Consider the following 18,315-nt stretch of genomic DNA (forward strand, 5'->3'; position numbering starts at 1 on the left):
TAGGAGGATCGGTATGATTAGACCCGTAACTGGCACCCAGAGAAATGCTCCACCCTTTCGCTATGATATCGTCGGCAGCTTCTTGCGTACGGAAGAAATTAAAGCAGCCCGCCTCCAATATGAGAATGGTGAAATCACAGGAAGTGAGCTTTATGAAATAGAGAATATTGAGATTGCTAAACTACTGGAACTAGAAAAGGAAGTAGGATTATTAGCAGTTACAGATGGTGAATTTCGCCGTTCCTGGTGGCATCTTGATTTCTTTGTTGGAATTAAAGGAACTGAAAAAATTAACTTAAACCAAGGGAGTGGAAGAGCGGAAACGGTTCAGCGCGCGGAATCATTCCGAATTGTTGACCGAATTTCCTTTGAAGATCATCCGATGCTCCAGCAATTTATCAAGCTCAAGCAAATGGCGGGAGACCGAATACCCAAAATGACGATTCCTTCACCTGCATTATTTCACTTTGTGGAGGAGTTTAATGGAAATGAAGTTTACCCTGATAAGGAAACTTTATTTCAAGATATCATAGCGGTTTACCAAACTGCGATTCAAGCATTTTACGATGCAGGCTGCCGTTACCTCCAGTTAGACGATACAACTTGGGGAACGCTGAGCAGTGGTAGACATCGCGCACATTTACGCAGTAGAGGTACAGATCCAGATCAGTTAGCAAAGGATTATGTTAGGCTGATTAATGAGAGTATTGCGAAGCGTCCGCATGATATGACCATCGCTCTGCACGTATGCCGAGGTAATTTTCGCTCCACTTGGTTCGCTGCTGGTGGTTATGAGCCTGTTGCCGAGGTGCTTTTTTCCAATACAAAAGTTGATGCCTTTTTCTTGGAATATGATAATGAACGAGCTGGTGATTTCGAGCCTTTACGATTTATTAAAGACCAATTTGTAGTGTTGGGATTAGTGACAACCAAACATGGGGGTCTGGAGAGTAAAGAGCAGCTTAAGGCAAGGATCGAAGAAGCCGCGCAATATGTAGATATTGAGAAGCTGTGCCTAAGTCCTCAGTGTGGATTTGCTTCTACGGAGGAAGGAAATATTCTAACCGAAGAAGAGCAGTGGGATAAAGTACGCCTTGTGATCGAAACCGCCCGAGAGGTCTGGTTATAATTAAATAAGCTAATTTGGTGGCCTGCTATAGCGTAAGCTTATGGTAGGCCATAGTTTTTAGGAGTTACCCTGTCCTGATTGTACAGTGCTATAGTGAATTCAACAGAAAAGCACAGACAATGAAGGAGGACGAACCCCTATGAGTACCATCCAAAAAGGAAATCAAAGAACTGAAGTGCCATTCAGAGTAGATATCGTGGGCAGCTTCTTACGTCCGGAAACGATTAAGAGAGCTCGTGTCCAATATCAAAATAATGAAATCTCCTCTGATGAATTGCGCAAGGTTGAAGATACAGAGATTACCAGAGTCGTGAAAAGACAAAAAGCGGTCGGATTAAAAGGTGTAACGGATGGAGAGTTCCGCCGCTCTTGGTGGCATTTAGATTTTATGTGGGGCCTTGAAGGGGTAACAAAGAAAGTCAGCCCAGTGGGCTACCTGTTTAATGGTGTAGAGACTAGAGCGGAAACTGCAGAATTATCCGGAAAAATCCGTGGGACTAACCATCCGATGATCGCTGACTACAGACAATTGGTTAGCATAGCGGGAAATGATGTAGTAGCTCGCCAAACGATTCCTTCGCCAGCGCAGTTCCTTGCTGAACTTCAGCGCAATCAAAAGACTACTGTAGCGGTTTACAACAACCAGGATGAACTAGTGGCTGATATTGCTGCAGCTTATCGTGAAGTTATTCGCGACTTCTATGAGGCAGGTTGCCGTAATCTGCAATTGGACGACTGCACATGGGGGATGCTCTGTGATAAAGGATATTGGGAAGCTCGTCAAAAAGAGGGTGTAGATGTTAACGAAATCGCTAAGCTATACGCATTTGTAAATAACGAAGCGATAAAAGATCATCCAGCAGATATGGTAATTACGATGCATGTATGCCGTGGGAACTATGCGTCCACTTGGGCAGCATCCGGCGGATACGAGCCTATCGCAGAAGTGTTATTCGGAACGGTGGATGTAGATGGTTTCTATCTGGAGTTCGATACGGATCGGGCCGGAGATTTTGCACCCCTTAGATTTATTAAAGATCAACAAGTGGTTTTAGGTTTGTTCAGTTCGAAGTCAGGTGAGCTTGAGAATAAAGAAGAAATCATAGGACGGATTAAAGAAGCTTCGCAATATGTGGATATCAATCAGTTGTGCCTGAGCCCACAATGTGGTTTTGCCTCTACGGAAGAAGGAAACCATCTGACAGATCAACAACAATGGGACAAACTGCAGTTTATTAAAGGGATTGCAGATGAAATATGGCAGTAATCTATAAAAAATTAGCAGGCTCCTGATTGAATCAGAAGCCTTTTTCTATGCGTATTGTGACAGCTTAGAGGATTAACCTACTACTGCACTTTACTAGAGCTATCGAAGAAGGGTATAATAAGTAACAATTGTTTTTAATTCATGTTGAAAGAGAGCGGGAACAATATGGGTCGTAAGTGGAATAATATTAAAGAAAAGAAAGCTTCCAAAGATGCAAACACAAGTCGTGTTTATGCAAAGTTTGGTGTTGAGATTTATGTAGCAGCAAAGAAGGGTGAACCCGATCCAGAAGCGAACCGGGCTCTGAAAGTTGTATTAGAACGTGCAAAAACTTACAATGTACCAAAAGCGATCATTGACCGTGCGCTTGATAAAGCTAAAGGCAGCGCTGAAGAAAATTATGAAGAGCTTCGTTATGAAGGATTTGGACCTAGCGGTTCAATGATCATCGTTGATGCGCTCACAAATAACGTTAATCGGACAGCTCCATTGATCCGTTCAACCTTCAGTAAGAATGGCGGAAATATGGGTGTCAGCGGATCAGTAGCTTACATGTTTGACTCTACGGCCGTTATAGGTGTGGAAGGTAAAACTGCTGATGAAGTAATTGAAATGATGTTTGATGCAGAACTTGATGTGCGCGATGTGCTGGAAGAGGATGATGCAGTTATTGTTTATGCAGAGCCTGATCAGTTCAATGCAGTGCAAGAAGTATTCAAAAATGCAGGCATCACTGAATTTACTGTTGCTGAGTTAAACATGCTTCCACAAAACTATGTGGCACTCCCAGAAGATGCTCAAGCTCAATTCGAGAAATTGATTGATGCTTTGGAAGACCTGGAAGATGTTCAACAAGTGTATCATAACGTAGATTCAGAAGAAGAATAATTTAAGTTTTATAAAGGGCGATGGAGTTCGCCATAACTGTCTCTCTGAGACTAATGACTCCTACCAGTGTGAGCTTCCCTGGTAGGGGTCTGTTTTATTGTTGAGACTAATTTATTTTGTCCTTAGGAGCTGTCGAGATGAATCCATGGTCTACCCGATGGTTTGAAATCACTAAGAAGCGAAGTTATTTTGCACTTTGGAGTACTTTTATCAAATGGATTGTGCTTGGTAGTGTGGTTGGCATTTTATCCGGCACCGCCTCTGCTTTTTTTCTGAAAAGCTTGGATTACGTTACAGATGTACGTTTAGAGCATCCGTGGCTACTTTATTTGTTGCCTCTTGGGGGAGTACTTGTTAGTTTCTTATATATGCGATATGGCAAGAACAGTTCTAAAGGCAATAACCTCATTCTAGAACAAATTCAGGACGGACAAGAAACCATACCTTTGCGAATGGCTCCATTGGTGTTGTTCGGAACATTAGTAACCCACTTATTCGGTGGATCCGCTGGGCGTGAAGGGACAGCTGTTCAAATGGGCGGAAGCCTTGCGGAATGGTTCGGAAAGCTGATTAAAATCAGTCCTATGGATCGCAAAATATTGTTAATGTGCGGAATTAGCGGTGGTTTTGGATCTATATTCGGCACTCCACTAGCAGGAACTTTGTTTGGTCTAGAGGTAGTAACCATTGGACTTATTAGTCAACAGGCATTACTTCCATGTTTTGTGGCTAGCTTTGTTGGTGATCTGGTCACCACTCGATTGTGGGGCGTTCATCATACACACTATGTAGTGAATGAATTTCCAGCCTTAAGTTTAATGATTATTCTAAAAGTGGTATTGGCCTCTGTAATTTTTGGTCTCGTGAGTATGCTTTTCAGTGAACTGACTCATTTTCTAAAAAGAATCTTCACCGCCATGATAAGCAATCCAATGATAAAAGGTGCAGTAGGTGGATTAATTATCATTGCCTTAGTATTCCTTGTAGGGTCTCGTGATTACTTAGGCCTCGGAATTCCATTAATCAAGGATTCTTTTGAGGGAGATATCTCACCGTTCGCTTTTTTATGGAAGCTGATCTTTACTGCCTTTACCTTAGGAACAGGATTTCAGGGTGGTGAGGTTACTCCGTTATTTGTGATTGGTGCCACACTAGGCAATGCTTTGGCTGAAATATTACATGTGTATGGACCCTTTTTAGCTGCCCTCGGTTTTATTGCTGTCTTCTGTGGAGCTACTAGCACGCCTATCGCTTGCTTTTTAATGGGGATCGAGCTGTTTGGTTCGGAAGGAGCCATATACATGTTTATCGCTTGTGTGGTGAGTTATTTATTCTCCGGACATAGTAGTATTTATACTTCACAGCTTATCGGTGTATCGAAGAGCCAGTTCATTACAATTCCTCAAGGAACTAGGATCGGTACGGTCAAACGCACCCGCAAAAAATAAGAGGACCTCTCGGATGATGGTTGACAAGTAACTGCATGCGTTTTAAACTGTTACCAAACGAAGGGATGGTTCAACATGATTCATGTGGAAACTGAAAAATTATATACCAGAAGCTGCTCCGAACAATCGGATACAAACGATGAAACGTTGTCCGGAGCTTAATCAAAAAGCGAATCGCTTTTTATATCATCGAAAGATAGCTAGGTCATTTTAGTGTGATTATTCATGCTTATTTGATTATGCCATCTTCCGATGTTTATGATTAAGAGGCTGTAGACAATTTTCGTCTACAGCCTTTTGTGTTTATAATGTTCAGTTTCCAAACTGACAATTATCTATTTGTGCCGTCTATTCGTGCACGGATAAGCAGAAGGCTTGCGCCCAAGGGCGCGGTGTCTTCTGCTTTTTTTGTGCTTAAAAACAATTATAGAAAAGAGGAAAGTAAATGAGTTTACTTGAGGTTTCTAATTTATCACATGCTTTTGGAGATAAAGTGCTGTATAAACAGGTTTCTTTGGAAGTCTACAAAGGGGAGCATGTAGGTGTGGTGGGTCAGAATGGAACAGGGAAAAGCACATTAATTGGTATTCTGACGGGCGAGGTGATTCCTGATGGTGGAACGATTAAATGGCAGCCCAATATCAAAATAGGCCATCTTGATCAATACGCGGTTATTGATGGGTCAAGTACAGTTCAAAGTTATTTAAGGCGAGCGTTCACTGAATTATACAAAATGGAAGAAAAGATGAATGCACTTTATGCGGAATGTGCAGTTACTGGCAATGAAGTGCTTTTGCAGAAGGCAGCAGACCTTCAGGAACGACTCGAGGCGCTCAACTATTATTCTATCGAGAGCAATATCAGTAAAGTGGTTACGGGGCTAGGATTAAACGCATTGGGGATGGACCGTCCTATTGATCAGCTTAGTGGGGGGCAGCGAACCAAAGTTATATTGGCAAAGCTGTTGCTTGAACAACCTGATGTGTTATTGCTCGACGAGCCCACCAATTATCTCGACACCACGCATATTAACTGGCTTGCTGAATATCTGATAGCGTTCGATCAAGCCTTCATTGTGGTCTCTCATAACTATGCTTTTCTCGATAAAATATCAACAAGCATTTGCGATATTGAAGGGGAAACGATTAAGAAATATCATGGCAAATATGCTGATTTTTTGAGACAGAAGGAGCATTTTCGCGAGAGCCATATCCGGCAGTACCATGCACAGCAGAAAAAAATTGAAGCCACTGAGCAATATATCCGGAAAAATGGTGCTGGTGTTAATTCTAGAATTGCCCGTGGCCGTCAGAAGCAGCTGGATCGTATGGAGAGAGTCGCTGCACCGACGTTTGTCACTAAAGCATCTATCCATTTTCAAGAGCTTCCTGTTAATGCACAAGTTGCGCTTAGAGTAGACCATCTGGTGGTTGGTTACGTCAAACCGCTGCTGCCCAAATTAACATTTTCGATTCGAGGAGGACAAAAGATAGTCATAACAGGCTTTAACGGCATCGGAAAATCAACATTGCTGAAAACATTAGTTGGTCAAATCCCCTGTGTTGCCGGGTCTTTCCGCTTTGCCGAACAAGTCTCTATTGGTTACTACGAGCAAGATTTAATTTGGGAAAACGATAACATGACACCTATTGAAATCGTCTCATCGTTTTATCCAAAATTGACTATTAAGGAAATACGTCGTCATCTAGCATTATGTGTTGTAAAAGATAGTCACGTTACACAGCCTATCCGTACACTCAGCGGTGGCGAACAATCTAAAGTTAAGCTGTGTCTTTTATTGCTTACAGCATGTAATTTCTTAATCTTAGATGAGCCCACCAATCACTTAGATGCCGAAACAAAAGATGCTTTACAGAAAGCTTTAATCCAATTTAAAGGTACAGTGATTCTGGTTTCTCATGAGGAGCAATTTTATCAAGGGTGGGTGGATCGTGTAATCAATATTGTGGATGAAAATAGAAATAGAGAACTAAAGTATAGCCATAGATAAGGTTAACTAGTAACATGAAGCTGTTCCAAATTAATACAATCGTCTTCAAATGGCTTCCTGGTTTAAGTGGTTTAAGTGAATATTAAGGAGGGTTCCAATCAGACATGTACATTAATAAATCTTCGTTAGCTCAGTTTGCTCAGGGCAATAAGATCTCAGATGTAACCATGGATAGATATCTTACACAATATTTAGATCTTTACGATAAGGTAGAACCACACGTGCGTGCTTTTGTGCCAGAGGAGAACCGAGCAGATAGAATAAAAAATGAAGTGGCTGGGGTAAGAGAGAAGTATTCAGAAATTCCTAAACCATCGCTATATGGAATACCTGCTGGAATCAAAGATTTAATTCACTTAGATGGGTTGCCTACCCGTGCAGGGTCGAACCTCCCCTCACAAGCTTTGACGAAGTCTGAAGGCAGTTTTATTCAAAAGCTTCGGCAAAAAGGGGTTTGGTTCACCGGCAAAACAGTGACGGAGGAATTTGCTTATGCCGGACCTATCACAACCCGCAATCCTCATCAGCTGGATCATACGCCTGGCGGTTCTAGTGCAGGCTCTGCTGCTGCGGTTGCCGCGGGCATCTGTCCATTTGCGATAGGTACACAAACTTTGCGTTCTGTTATGGCACCTGCTTCATTTTGCGGAGTGGTCGGCTTTAAACCTAGTTATGCGCGTATCCCTATAGATGGTGTCCAATTGATGTCGCCATCTTTTGATACGTTTGGATTTTTCACTCAGGATATGGAGGGTATGGACTTTCTCGCCGCTGAGCTTGTAACGGGATGGAGACCTTTTAAAGAAGCTCGTAAACCTGTACTGGGGATACCCGAAGGTGTGTACATGACATTATTGGAGGATGACACCAAGATAACCTTTCAGAAGCAGCTTAAGAAGCTTGAGGAAGCAGGGTTCAGCATAAAAACAGTTGCGATGCCGTGGGAAGATAGCTTTATCTACGGAGATGCCATGGTGAGGTTTGTACATGGAGAAATGGCGCAAGTCCATGATCCACTATTTGATGTTTATAAAGATCTTTATGATGATACCGTACGGCAGGCTATTTTATCTGGACGAACCATTACTGAGGAAGAACTGGAAGGATATCGTAGCGGACAACTCAAGCTCAGAAATGATCTATTAGATGTGCAGAATTCACAGGGGATTGATCTGTGGGTTTCGCCGGCTCAGGCAGGAACAGCTCCGCTGTGGGGAACACGAACCGGATGGACCGGAATGACGGCCATTTGGTCATATGCTGGAGCGCCTGCGGTGAGTATTCCAGCTGCCACTATAAATAACATGCCATTAGGGTTTCAATGTATCGGGGCATATGGTAGGGATGAAGAGTTAATTTATTGGAGTAAAGATGTTTCTTTAGCGCTTCAGTGATTTTATTGCTGTAGAAATGGAAGGTGTTAAGTTGAACAGTCAAAGTGTTGTGTTTCCTGCGTTGCATACAGAAAGAATTGAATTGCGGATTTTAAATCTAGAGGATGCAAATGTAGTCTTTAGACATTTTTCTGATGAAGAAGTAACTAGATATATGGACATTGAGCCCTGCAAAGATCTAAAAGAAGCTGAAGAGATCATTCAGTATCATTTGGACGATTTGGGTTGTAGATGGGGAATGTTCGAAAAAGCGAATAATGAGTTTATCGGCACCTGCGGATATCATTATTTAAGAAGAGTAGGCAATGAATTTACAGCAGAGGTAGGCTATGATTTATCCAGAGCGTTCTGGGGCAAAGGCTACATGTACGAAGTGATGAAAGAGATTATTGATTTGGGATTCTTGAAATTGGGGTTTACTAGTATTGACGCTACAGTTGAGCCAGAGAATGTTAGATCCTTAATGCTGCTAGAGCGATTAGGGTTTGAGCAGGACGCTGAACTTCGTGATCAATTGTTGTATTTTGTTCTAAAACGTAATCGGTAGATTACACAGTAGGTCTTCGTTTTATTTGAAGATCTACTTTTTTTTGTATAAAGTGAGAGTTTTTTAAATAGGGATCGTCTATAAAGTATCGTGCTTCAAGGAGGCTTCAGGGTGAAGGGACATGTATCGAAAGTTGAAAAAGAGGATGAGAGGCTATGGATCCAAAATATTCTCGATGGACATAAAGAAGACTATTCGTATCTTGTAAATCGATATAAGAATAAAATTTATGGGCTTATGCGAGGAATGGGAGCCAATCATCAAGATGCACAAGACATAACGCAGGAGACTTTTATTAAAGCTTACCGCAAGCTGGCCTCACATGATTTGGATAAGAATTTTGCGGCGTGGCTATATGCTATCGCGACTAATTTACTGAAGGATTTGTGGAAAAAAGACCGACCGACAGCGAGTTTGCCGGACAACAATGCCGAACATTCTCTTTCGGATAATCCAGAAGAAGAATTAATGCGATCGGAGCATCGCACAGAGCTGCTTCACCTGATGCAGAAGCTCCCGTCTAATTATCGTACGGCTTTACTGCTTCGTTATACCAATGATTTAAGCTATGAAGAAATGTGTATGGTTCTAAATGTTCCATTAAGCAAGATTCAAAATGATTTATACCGGGCTAAACAGCGTTTGAAGCAGCTAATTACACTCCAGGAGGTGAAGACCGATGAGGTGCTTAAATTCCTATGAGATCGAAGAATATATTTTAAGCAAATCTATCTTACGAGATCAAGCCGTAGCTGAACATATGGCAACTTGTACGCATTGTAATATGATCTACGAAGCAGAGCTTGAAGAACAAGCAGAATGGTCGCAGGCTATGTATGAAGAGCGCTTACCAGATTCATTTACTGCTCAAGTAATGGCTTCTTTGGAACAAGTAGAGCTAGAGGAATTTACTCCAACACAAAGGAATCGCAAGCATCCGAAGCGCAATAAGTTGCTGAGATTATTTATGGGCGCGGCGTTGTTACTGGTTGTACTAAGTGCCGTGATCTTATATTCCGTTCCTACACTGGCAGAGACTTTACGTTCTCTTTTTGTAAAAAACAACATGGACATTGGCCTTCTACGAGCACAAGAATTTGGGTTAGTAGAACATCCTAATATTAAGGTGAAGGATAAGGGCTACACTATCAAAATAGATGAAGCGGTGGCAGATCCTACACGGGTAATTGTTGCGTTACAGTTGTTTGGACCGGATGGAAAGCATGATAAAAAACGCTTGGCCCTTAATGATGGGAACAGTATTGCGATTAAGGATGATCAAGGGAAGGTTGTTGGGGAGTTATACGATATAGGATTTACCAGTGACTTTTACTATTTGATCGCTAATTTCACTGAACCTCTGCAAACTGATCGAATTACGGTCGAAGGTCATATTACTGAATTGGGAAGTGAACGCAAGAACATCCCTACTCTTAAAGGCGATTGGAATTTCAATTTTTCGATGGATATGACGGAAGCGAATAAACAAACGACCTCCATGCCACTAACGGGTAGCTACACCTCCCCGGACGGTTTAACTGTGACCTTGAAAAAATTAACTCATATGGTGCAAGGTGTTCGTTTTGAGTTCGATACTCAATTGAGTGAAGAGGCGTTGACCCGTTCTCCAGGCGAACTATGGAAGCAACAGGGCTTGAAATTCCATTTTGAGGATACAGCAGGAGAAGAGATTCACAGTGTTAATGCTAGAAAGTTTCCTAATAAGAATAGCGTGATGTCCTACTCTAACATTCCCGGGGCAACAAAGGGACTTATGCACTGGAGCTATACGTTTAAATATTTACCACAGGATACGCCTTATACTTTCGTATTGGATGGATATTTTATCCCAGAGAAGGATGGTTCTAGTGTGCAATTTGAGCCAGCCAAGTTGAAAGAACATCCGATTCCCTTTGCTTTTGACGGGGATGAGCTGATGTTAAATGATTTTATAGTGGAATCGTCTCCCGATAACAATGTATCAGCGAAGGAAGGTGTATTACATTTTAGCGGAAGATTGAAAAATGAATTTATGAATGATGAATGGATGTTCAAGACAATGGATGGCAAGGAATACAAACTCACTAAACAAGGAGCGCATTCTATCAAAGGGGAAGGATGGAAGGATGGTTATATTATAATTGTTCAATCTCAGTCAAATAATCAAAAGAAATATTTCCAATTTCGTGCCGAAGGCCTTACACAAATTCCCGAGCAGCTTCAATTAATACGCACGATAAACAATCGAATGTATACTAATGTAGACTGGTCCGTTCCTATCATGGAAGCTAGCAAAAAAGAGTAAATATAGTTATTTGGTTTCCGGATTGTACAAGCAAATAAGGGGGAATAAGCATCTCATATACTATCACAATCGAAAAGAGGTGGTAGTTTATGACTGCTGCAGAGAAGAGAAAAATTCAAAGAGCTTTGAACGCATTGCGTAAGCAAAGAGTGATTCTGAAAGAAAGTCTTAAAAGAATTGAAGCCATTCTTTGCAGGTTGCCTATTGGCAGTCGTGAAAGATTTGAATTGTTAGCAGTAAGAGACTCAATAGTAGAAGCGCTTCGACTAAATGCAATTGCCATTAGAAATTTAAAAGATGCTACTTGTTCTTGTTAATTACCCTAATACCAGTTCTACGCAGCTTTTGCGTGGAGCTGGTTTTTTTGAAATAATAAGATTCACACTATCCGTTATGATACTATAAACTTAATATGTCGATAACGTAAAAAGAGAGGAAACCATTTATGACCAACAAATTATACTACAATTCAACATACCTGACTGATTGGCAAACCCGTGTGACTGAAACCATAGAACGAGAAGATGGTCTTTATGTTCTTTTGGAGGAGACGGCTTTTTATCCGCATGGTGGTGGACAACCCTGTGATCTAGGATCTATTCAGGGAATTCCTGTGCTTGATGTAATCAGTGAGGAAGAGCTTGTACTACATAAGCTGGAACGTTTACCTAATGATGAATCGGTAGCTTGCCAGCTCGATTGGAATAGAAGATTTGACCATATGCAGCAGCATAGTGGGCAGCATTTGCTCTCAGCGGTTTGTCTAGAAAAACATAACTTTATGATCTTAAGCTTTCATTTAGGTGAGGATTATTGCACCATTGATATAGAAGTGCCAGAACTGAATGCTGGTCAACTGTCCTCGATAGAGAGAGAAGTTAATCGGCAGATTTACTTAAATCACAATATTCTCAGCTATTTCGTAACAGGGGAAGAGGCTTCACAGCTTAAATTGGTTAAACAGCCAAAAGTGACAGAGAACATCAGGATTGTTGAGATCAAAGATGTTGAATACAACGCTTGTGGGGGGACACATGTGTCCTCAACAGGTGAAATTGGAATGATTAAGCTTCTGAAAGCTGAAAAAATAAAAGGGAATACGCGGATTTATTTTAAATGTGGATACCGGGCTTTAGAGGAATTTAATACCAGTCAGCAAATCCTTGGTACACTATCTTCCAAATTCAATACAGGCAAAGATGAAATTATCGATCGAATTGAAAAATGGGAAAATGAACAAAAGCTTCTGCAAGCTGAAATTAACCTGCTTAAAGAAAAAAATGACGACTATGTCGTGCAAGAGCTTTTAAATGAGCAAGCGGGAAAGATAATCGCACAAGTATTTGAGGATAAATCGCTAAAAGATCTACAGAGCTTAGCTAATAAGTTGACTTCGAAATGTGATCTTCCTGTATTATTAGCTACTTCTGCGGAGAATAAGGTTGTGTTTGCGCAGAATGGGAGCCTGGAGATTTCCTGTGGAGCTTTTTTCAAAGCTCATCTAGGCAGCTACAACGGTAAAGGCGGGGGCAGCGATAAACTGGCGCAAGCAGGATTCCCAACTTGGGAGGATGCTTTGGCTTTTTATGAGTTTGCTAGAGAGTGAAATGAAACTTTTTCCATTATCTTCCGTCTAATTACATATGATTATAATGTCGAAGGAGACGGATAGAAATGAATAAATGGAAAGTAACGCTAGGGATCTTTGCTGTTTTGATTTTAAGTACTGGGTATGGATCGGCATCTGCGCAAGCAGACAAGCAAATTCAATTCAACTATAAAGAAATTGGAATCAGCAGTAAACAAGTCATCGCGGAGAATACAACTTTTGTACCTTTGAAATCACTTGCAGATGCTATGGGTTATACGTTATCGTGGGATCAAAAATTAAAAACGGCCAAGCTGGTACGTCCAGAGCGTGAAGTCATCTTCACTGCGGGTGCTGCAACGTCAAAAGTGAACGGGGGAGCGATGGGATTAACAAAATCTCCGCGTATCATAAAAGGTTCATTGTACGTGCCATTGGTCTCTGCGGTCAGTGTACTTGGGGGTAAAGCGGGGCTAAATAAAACGGATGGAATTATCCACATCGTAGATGAACCTAGATTTGTTGCCGCTTCTGTAGAAGGAAGATCCTATTGGATATCTCAAAAAAACGGTGATTTATATTACCGGGCTACAGCAGCTGGGAAACCAGTAATTATTGGCCAACTACCGCTCAAGGGATCCGCTTACAATCATGGATTTGAGATCAAGAAATTTGGAAATGGCAAGTACTTGCTCCAGTTAACAGACAATCACTATGCTATGTTTAATGATTTCAGCAACAGCTATCAGGTACTAGTTCAAGCAGGTACAATAATTCAGCAAATGGATTATCATTATATGATCTCTGCTTATCCTCATGCGCCTCAAGTGCCCTCCACTCAGGTGTATATGACCGATGGGAAGAACGTTCAGTATATTACTAACGATGGCGGTTTGGGCAAGTTGTTTGAGATGGAGAAATTAACCGGGGCAACCGGTGATTTCATAGTGGAGTACGCCGCGGAGGATGTGGCACTCGTTCGCTTATTAGATACAACACAATTATATATTGTCTACAGCAGTACAGGAGAAATCGTCAATCTCAGTGAACAACTGATTACTAGTGAGGATCGTAAAGAATGGGATAAAGTAAATGATGGCAGAGATCAATACATTCTGAGCAGAATGTTAGGGATGAAAAGCCGTAAGGGGAATGTACTGACCTTCACCTACACGCCAATCCTTGAGGAAAAAGCAAAAACAGTGACATATACACTTCAAGCGAAATAATTCGGAATCACATCAATATAATTAGTACAAAAAAAGAGCGATGTTGAACATCGCTCTTTTTTATGTATTTATGATTATTTCGTCGTCATCATACTTCCACCCTTAATCTGAACGGGTTGATCATTTATAGATACCCAAACATCTATGGCAGAATTGTTGCGGATAATCGTTTTGTCGGCACTTAATTTCAGTGAATACAGGGCAGTGACATAATCATAAATCTCAATATTAGTAGCGTACCAAATATCTGTATGTCCACCTGCTTGTTGGCAAAAGGTTTCGATTAGCTCCCAATTGTTCTGCTGTGCGAACTCATAGCTATGGCCCCAAACATAACAGAGTCTTAGTTTCTGGGAGGGTCCTTCCATTGTGAATCGCTCCCAAACCTGATGCAGATCTTCAATATGGTGGCAGGTTGGATGCCATTCCATGAAATTAAGAGGCATATCAAATTGTTTAGTAGAGTGAACAGTGCGGCTGTATTCAATTCCTACGGACTGAAGTGGTGCAATTATCTCCTGAGAGTATGTACCGTAGGGGTAGGACATGCCTCGCACTGGATAATCCACCAGCTTTTCCAATCGTTTACGGTCTTCGAACAGCTCTTCAATTACCATCGGTAAAGGAAGACGCTCTAGATGTGGGTGAGTAACGGAATGGGCGGACACTTCATGATTCCTGAGCGAATGCTTAACATCAGCGGGCGATAAGAACCCAGGTGCATTGATCATTGCACTATTTAAATGGAAGGTCCCTTTGATTCCATATTGATCAAAAATACCAGCCAAGCGGATATCGTGTTTCTGGCCGTCATCATAGCTCATAGTGAGCGCCTTAGATAATCCGCCTGGGAATAAGTTGAATTGAAGTTTCATGAATTCACACTCCTATAATTTGGTAATCTCGAAATTACTTCTTCCAATTATAAACAATTAACGTTATAATCAGATTCCACGTTTAAAAAGGAAAGAGTTTTCAGTGAGAAATATACACTTAAGGAGAGATGCTATCTGCCTGACTTTCTCTACGTTGTAAAACTGCTCTATGTAAAAGACAAAAGAAACTCACTTTTATATTTTATCACTAACCTGCTGAGCCCACCAATTCTATTTGCAGAGCTGTTCATAACGAAATATGTGGTTGACCTCATTCAGAACTTCACGACTAACGCCTACCTACATATCTTACTATTGGTAAGTTCACTGATGTTAATTTTATATCTGGCTGGCATCAATGGTTCTCTTCGAGCCATTTCTGTAACCAATTTAACGGCAACCAGTATTTATGAACTGGAACATAGTATTTTGGCTAAGACCTCTAAATTATCGACGGCTTTATTGGAAGACCCCGCAACAAAAACGATTAGAGAAAAAGCAAAACGGCTTTCCCTGATCGATTTATTAGATCAATGGACCGGAGTGACAATCCACTTTATAACATTAATCGCACTAATCGTAGTTCTATCCTGTTATGGCTTTTATATCCTGGCAGTGTTCATTTTAGTTGTACAAATTCTGCAGCTTTACCTCATGAGATGGATGTCTCGGAAAGTAGAGGCCATTTCAGCGAATCAAACCTCCTCTGTACGAATGATTAATTATATCGTTGATTTGCTGGTTAGTAGAAATACCCTCCCGGAAGTAAGAATGTACGGAATGTCCTCCTACTTGGTTACCACAATGAAAGAAATCTTCAATGGAAATTTCAAACAAATGCACCGAAAAGTTATTTTATCTGAGACCTTAAGCTTCTCCCAAAGTATAATAATGACTTTATTAAACGGGCTTACGATTGCTATTTTAGCAATTACGCTTGGAGGTAGCGGGCAGAGCGCCGGACTTTTCGTATTATTACTTCAGATATCTAGTCAAATATTTATTGTCATACCTGCACTAACAAGGATGTATTCTGATCTGACCAAAAGTCGTTTGCGCTTCAATGAGTATAGTGCGTATTTGGAACTTGAAGAGCAAGTTCAAAGAGATCCGGAAGATTCCATAAGGAATACCGATGCGATGCAGATCACAATTCAGCAGTTGAATTTTCGTTATGCAACCAATGCACAGGACACGCTTAATAGTATAAACATGACTCTCAATCCTGGTGAACGAGTTGCCTTTGTAGGTGAGAATGGTTCCGGAAAATCCACGCTCATCAAGCTGATAGCAGGGTTATATCATCCAACAGCGGGAAACATCCAGTGGTTTAATGGAGAGCAGGAAGTGCTGGCTCATAACGTCACAAAGGGTGTGAGAGTTGTTTTTCAGGATTTCACTAAATTACATAGACCAATTCGAGAAAACATAGCCATGGGGAATATTGCTGCCATGTATGACGATTCAAGATTATTAGCTGCGATGAGAAAAGTAGAAGCTGATTCCTATGGTGTTGCGTTGGACACTTTAGTAGGTCCACAGTTTGGGGGGATCGATCTGTCTGGTGGACAATGGCAAAGACTTGCGATCGCACGTGCTTATCTCAACAACGGCTCGCTTACGATTTTTGATGAACCTACTGCAGCCCTCGATCCTTACGCGGAACAGCAGGCGTTTGAAACCTTTATGAAATTAGGAGAGCAGCAGACCTCCATTATTGTGACACATCGGCTATATATGTCCAAATTCGTAGATAGAATTTTTCTGTTTGAGCATGGAGAAATCGTTGAAAGTGGAACACATGAAGAATTAATGAAGTTGGATGGTAAGTACAGGGGAATGTTTAACCGCCAGTCCTCTTTATATGGCTGAGAAAGGAGAGATTCTGCTGAGAAGAGACCTTAAGAATATTTTAACGATACTGGCACGGATGATTGGAAAAAGTCCAGTAATCTCAATAATAACGATCATAGTTCCTATAATCAGTGGATTATTAACTTTTTATTCGTATTCTGTTCAAGTTCATATCATTAATGCAGTAGCTGCTGGTGCGATAACCTTTATTCCGATTCTATGGTTTGTTTTAATTCATGGAGTACAAGCCTGTTCATTGAGTATAACCAACATAATGAAAAGTCGAATGAATGCGGAACTAACTCTCGCTTTCCAATCCGAGCTGATAGATATTGCAAACCAAGTTGACTTTGAGGATTTTGATGATGAAGAGTTTGGGAACAAGCTGCAAAGAGCTAAAACAATAGTTGGAGAAGATTTAGAGGGAATTACTGGTTTTTTGTTGTCCAGTGTAGGAAATATCTCAGGACTTATAAGTATCATCTGGTTATCGGCTACAAGTGGATATTTTTTAGTCACACTGGTGGTGGGTTTAATGATCGTATCTACTTTATCTTTTCGAATGTTTACAGAGATTAAAGTTAGAAGAACAGGGCGAGAGCTTACTTTTGACGGCAGAATGGGGGATTATCTAGCTGTAACTTTGGAAGATCCTAATGCGATTAGGGAAATGCGAATCTATAACTCTATCTTCTATTTTACGGATCTCTGGGCAAAGCTTATGAAGAAGCAGCATGATAAAAGGTATAGTGCGAGGAAATTCGAAATCAAAACAGGGATGATTGTGGCTATGGTTCAGACGAGTGCTATTTTTATCGTATTGGTCTATCTGTTAAGTAAAATGGGGGAGTCAAATACAGTTACTGTGGGGACAATCTCAGTATTATTTCTGGCTTTGTTAACTTGTGGTGGTAAAATCATGAGTTTGACCTGGCCGCTAAGCAAGCTTTACATCAGCAGCAGTAAATTATATGACTTAAATGAAGTGCTTACCTATAAAAATAGAGATTTCCGAAAAAATAATATCAATAATAGCTCTGAATCTATGCTTCCTATTACCGTTTCAAATGTTTATTTTAAATACGCCAAATCCAGTAAGTATGTTTTATCTAACATCAATATGGTCATAAAGCCCGGTGAGAAAATAGCCATCGTTGGAGAAAATGGAGCAGGAAAGTCTACCTTGATCAAATTGTTATTAGGGCAGTACACTGCTAGTTCTGGATCTATTTACTGGAAAGACAGTCCAGAACCTCAAGGTAAAGTATCCGTCGTGTACCAGCATTCTATTAAATTCGAAATGACACTAAGAGAAAACATCCTGTTGGGTGATGCCAAATCTTCGCCGGACGATGTGAAAATACTAAGTATTCTGGAAAAATGTGAGCTGATGGATTTGTTTTACGAATTAGGGGGACTAGATGTAAGGTTAGGTCAAATGCTTGAAGGAAGCAGGCAGCTATCAGGCGGACAGTGGCAAAAGCTGGCGATAGCGCGTGCGTTATATAATGATGCGGATCTTATAGTGTTTGACGAACCTACTTCTGCGATTGATCCGAATGCTGAGATGCAGATCTATACACAATTATTAGATATCTGCCAAGATAAAGCTGCGATCTTCATTTCACATAGACTGGGCTGGGCGAAAAATGTTGATACGATCTATGTTATTGATAATGGAAGTATAGCTGAAGTGGGGCAGCATCAAGACTTAATAAATAATAAAGGGATTTATGCAGATATGTACGCTTTACAATCATCTTGGTATAACTAAAAATGC

Annotated in this window: 15 protein-coding genes and 1 riboswitch; of the genes, 14 read left to right on the plus strand and 1 reads right to left on the minus strand. The window is 40.9% G+C overall.

The genetic code is table 11. From position 1 onward, the window contains the following. Positions 1 to 13: 13 nt before the first annotated feature. From NYE72_RS14485 to NYE72_RS14540, 12 genes are all read left to right on the plus strand, one after another. Positions 14 to 1,129 (plus strand): 5-methyltetrahydropteroyltriglutamate--homocysteine S-methyltransferase, encoded by a 1,116-nt coding sequence (locus tag NYE72_RS14485; RefSeq protein WP_036678098.1) that lies wholly within the window; start codon positions 14 to 16, stop codon positions 1,127 to 1,129. Between the two features lie 139 nt (positions 1,130 to 1,268). After that, positions 1,269 to 2,396, plus strand: coding sequence for a 5-methyltetrahydropteroyltriglutamate--homocysteine S-methyltransferase (locus tag NYE72_RS14490; RefSeq protein ID WP_076316212.1), 1,128 nt, complete (start codon positions 1,269 to 1,271; stop codon positions 2,394 to 2,396). A 165-nt stretch (positions 2,397 to 2,561) separates the two neighbouring features. Beyond that, complete coding sequence (locus NYE72_RS14495; RefSeq protein ID WP_036678376.1) at positions 2,562 to 3,284, plus strand: YebC/PmpR family DNA-binding transcriptional regulator; 723 nt, start codon at positions 2,562 to 2,564, stop codon at positions 3,282 to 3,284. A gap of 7 nt (positions 3,285 to 3,291) precedes the next feature. Continuing rightward, a riboswitch (Fluoride riboswitch) is annotated at positions 3,292 to 3,354 on the plus strand. Positions 3,355 to 3,421: 67 nt separating this feature from the next. Continuing rightward, the gene (locus NYE72_RS14500; protein ID WP_036678092.1) at positions 3,422 to 4,732 is read left to right on the plus strand and encodes a voltage-gated chloride channel family protein; all 1,311 of its coding nucleotides are present in this window, start codon (positions 3,422 to 3,424) and stop codon (positions 4,730 to 4,732) included. A gap of 445 nt (positions 4,733 to 5,177) precedes the next feature. Further along, positions 5,178 to 6,743: an ABC-F family ATP-binding cassette domain-containing protein gene (locus NYE72_RS14505; protein WP_339211975.1), complete on the plus strand. Its 1,566-nt coding sequence runs from the start codon at positions 5,178 to 5,180 to the stop codon at positions 6,741 to 6,743. Positions 6,744 to 6,847: 104 nt separating this feature from the next. Further along, a complete protein-coding gene (locus tag NYE72_RS14510) occupies positions 6,848 to 8,137 on the plus strand; it encodes an amidase (RefSeq protein WP_339211976.1) in 1,290 nt (429 codons plus the stop codon). Between the two features lie 31 nt (positions 8,138 to 8,168). Then, entirely contained in the window at positions 8,169 to 8,684 is a 516-nt protein-coding gene (locus NYE72_RS14515; RefSeq protein ID WP_256716978.1) for a GNAT family N-acetyltransferase, read from the plus strand. Positions 8,685 to 8,795: 111 nt separating this feature from the next. Further along, positions 8,796 to 9,386 carry a sigma-70 family RNA polymerase sigma factor gene (locus NYE72_RS14520; protein WP_339211978.1) on the plus strand — a complete coding sequence of 197 codons (591 nt, stop codon included), beginning with the start codon at positions 8,796 to 8,798 and terminating at the stop codon, positions 9,384 to 9,386. Next, positions 9,364 to 10,989, plus strand: a complete 1,626-nt coding sequence (locus NYE72_RS14525) for a DUF4179 domain-containing protein (protein WP_339211979.1) — start codon at positions 9,364 to 9,366, stop codon at positions 10,987 to 10,989. The genes NYE72_RS14520 and NYE72_RS14525 overlap by 23 nt, the downstream gene beginning before the upstream one ends. An 89-nt stretch (positions 10,990 to 11,078) precedes the next feature. Continuing rightward, complete coding sequence (locus NYE72_RS14530; RefSeq protein ID WP_036678084.1) at positions 11,079 to 11,306, plus strand: hypothetical protein; 228 nt, start codon at positions 11,079 to 11,081, stop codon at positions 11,304 to 11,306. A 128-nt stretch (positions 11,307 to 11,434) separates the two neighbouring features. Continuing rightward, positions 11,435 to 12,595 (plus strand): DHHA1 domain-containing protein, encoded by a 1,161-nt coding sequence (locus NYE72_RS14535; RefSeq protein ID WP_076141667.1) that lies wholly within the window; start codon positions 11,435 to 11,437, stop codon positions 12,593 to 12,595. A 68-nt stretch (positions 12,596 to 12,663) separates the two neighbouring features. Beyond that, entirely contained in the window at positions 12,664 to 13,806 is a 1,143-nt protein-coding gene (locus NYE72_RS14540) for a copper amine oxidase N-terminal domain-containing protein (protein WP_076141666.1), read from the plus strand. Positions 13,807 to 13,880: 74 nt separating this feature from the next. Here the strand turns inward: NYE72_RS14540 and NYE72_RS14545 are convergent, their stop codons facing one another. Then, positions 13,881 to 14,681 (minus strand): polysaccharide deacetylase family protein, encoded by an 801-nt coding sequence (locus NYE72_RS14545; protein ID WP_076105627.1) that lies wholly within the window; start codon positions 14,679 to 14,681, stop codon positions 13,881 to 13,883. Between the two features lie 330 nt (positions 14,682 to 15,011). Between NYE72_RS14545 and NYE72_RS14550 the strand changes: the two genes are divergently transcribed. Further along, positions 15,012 to 16,553 (plus strand): ABC transporter ATP-binding protein, encoded by a 1,542-nt coding sequence (locus NYE72_RS14550; protein ID WP_339211981.1) that lies wholly within the window; start codon positions 15,012 to 15,014, stop codon positions 16,551 to 16,553. Continuing rightward, positions 16,546 to 18,309: an ABC transporter ATP-binding protein gene (locus NYE72_RS14555; protein WP_076141663.1), complete on the plus strand. Its 1,764-nt coding sequence runs from the start codon at positions 16,546 to 16,548 to the stop codon at positions 18,307 to 18,309. Before NYE72_RS14550 ends, NYE72_RS14555 begins: the two co-directional genes overlap by 8 nt. Positions 18,310 to 18,315: the final 6 nt, after the last annotated feature.

Source organism: Paenibacillus sp. FSL L8-0333, assembly GCF_037965665.1.
Taxonomy (GTDB): domain Bacteria; phylum Bacillota; class Bacilli; order Paenibacillales; family Paenibacillaceae; genus Paenibacillus_AQ; species Paenibacillus_AQ odorifer.

Bases quoted from the DNA above. Each gene is read 5' to 3' on its own strand.
- NYE72_RS14485 (WP_036678098.1), top strand. From the start codon at position 14: ATGATTAGACCCGTAACTGGCACCCAGAGAAATGCTCCACCCTTTCGC.
- NYE72_RS14490 (WP_076316212.1), top strand. From the start codon at position 1,269: ATGAGTACCATCCAAAAAGGAAATCAAAGAACTGAAGTGCCATTCAGA.
- NYE72_RS14495 (WP_036678376.1), top strand. From the start codon at position 2,562: ATGGGTCGTAAGTGGAATAATATTAAAGAAAAGAAAGCTTCCAAAGAT.
- NYE72_RS14500 (WP_036678092.1), top strand. From the start codon at position 3,422: ATGAATCCATGGTCTACCCGATGGTTTGAAATCACTAAGAAGCGAAGT.
- NYE72_RS14505 (WP_339211975.1), top strand. From the start codon at position 5,178: ATGAGTTTACTTGAGGTTTCTAATTTATCACATGCTTTTGGAGATAAA.
- NYE72_RS14510 (WP_339211976.1), top strand. From the start codon at position 6,848: ATGTACATTAATAAATCTTCGTTAGCTCAGTTTGCTCAGGGCAATAAG.
- NYE72_RS14525 (WP_339211979.1), top strand. From the start codon at position 9,364: ATGAGGTGCTTAAATTCCTATGAGATCGAAGAATATATTTTAAGCAAA.
- NYE72_RS14530 (WP_036678084.1), top strand. From the start codon at position 11,079: ATGACTGCTGCAGAGAAGAGAAAAATTCAAAGAGCTTTGAACGCATTG.
- NYE72_RS14535 (WP_076141667.1), top strand. From the start codon at position 11,435: ATGACCAACAAATTATACTACAATTCAACATACCTGACTGATTGGCAA.
- NYE72_RS14540 (WP_076141666.1), top strand. From the start codon at position 12,664: ATGAATAAATGGAAAGTAACGCTAGGGATCTTTGCTGTTTTGATTTTA.
- NYE72_RS14545 (WP_076105627.1), bottom strand. From the start codon at position 14,681: ATGAAACTTCAATTCAACTTATTCCCAGGCGGATTATCTAAGGCGCTC.
- NYE72_RS14550 (WP_339211981.1), top strand. From the start codon at position 15,012: ATGTTAATTTTATATCTGGCTGGCATCAATGGTTCTCTTCGAGCCATT.
- NYE72_RS14555 (WP_076141663.1), top strand. From the start codon at position 16,546: ATGGCTGAGAAAGGAGAGATTCTGCTGAGAAGAGACCTTAAGAATATT.